Genomic DNA, 1261 nt, shown 5'->3' on the forward strand with positions numbered 1-1261 from the left:
GTCGGTAGACGGCCTGAAGGGTCTCGGTCATCGGCAGGCCGGCGAGGTGGACCAGTCCGATCGCGATCGAGCGCAGCAGGGTGTTCAGCGCGGTGGTGTTCGGGCGTCGGGTGGTGTGGCGGTCTTCGTCGAAGACGACGTCGCGTAGCCAGTGCAGCCGGTTCTCGATGCCCCAGCGGGCGCGGATCATCTCGGCGATCTGCGTGCCGGTGGCGTCTTCGGGCCCGAGGCTGGTCACGTAGTAGAGCGTGGCCGTGGTCGCCTTGCCGCCGCCGGGCGTGCGCCGGGTGCTGGTGACGCGGATGGCTTGGCGGGCTCCGGGCAGCGACAGGCCACCGGCCGACCCGCTGGCGGGAGGCGTGATCTCCACGACCTGGTAGACGCGCTCCTCGACGCGGCCGTGGGCCTTGCCCGTCGTGCGGGCCGCGGCAGGGACCTGCGGCCAGGGGACGTCCTCGAGTTCGGCGTGCAGGATCGTCCGGTTCGCCTTGACCGCCATCGCGTAGTGCGCCCCGCGGGCCCGTAGATACCTGGCAGTGTCCTTGACGGTGTGCAGGGCGTCGCCGGTCACGACCCAGTCGCGGATCGACCCGATCCGATCCAGCGCCGTCTTGGCCGCGGCGATCTCACCGCCCTTGCCCTGCTCGGCCGGCACCGGTGCGGTCGCCAGGACCACGCCCGGGTCGGTCGCGAACACCGCCAGTTGCATCGGCGCCCGTTCCGCCCCGTCGTGCCGGGCGCCGCGGATCGCCTTGCCGTCCACCGACACCTGCACCAGCCCGCCCTCGCCGACCTGGGCGGCGTGCCTGTCTGCGAGCCACGCGAAAGCGACCTCCCCGACCGCCTCGACGTCCAACCGCTCGACCAGTGCCGCCACCGTCGAACGGACCGGAAGCCGCCCGCGGGCGAACCCCAGCCCCAGGACCACCGCAGCCGGCAGGTCCCGCGCCCAAACCGTCGCACCGCGCAGGGTCCGACACCCGGCCAGCGTCGCCAGGACCAACAGAGCCAGCACCCCGGCCAGCGGATACCGGCGTCCCTCACGACGACGCGGATCGACGACCTCGCCCAACGCACCGGTCAACGACGCCAACGCCGCCCCCGCCCGGAGAATCTCGGCGACCTGCTCACCCTCGAACCGGTAGCGATCGGCAGCACTGATCAGGGACACTGGGACCACGGGCACGGCACCTTCCCGGCGACGACAGGTCGACTCGACATCACCCATCGTTCCAGGTCACAGGGGCCGTGCCCGCCCCAT

The 1261-nt window shown here is 72.3% G+C and carries 1 protein-coding gene; it reads right to left on the reverse strand.

Annotation, left to right across the window (positions count from 1 at the left end; genetic code table 11):
* Positions 1 to 1180, reverse strand: a 1180-nt coding sequence (locus ACYVK5_RS25740) for an ISAs1 family transposase (protein ID WP_460709122.1), incomplete at its 3' end; no start/stop codon positions are given.
* Between the last annotated feature and the right edge of the window lie 81 nt (positions 1181 to 1261).

Source organism: Myceligenerans halotolerans (assembly GCF_054782975.1).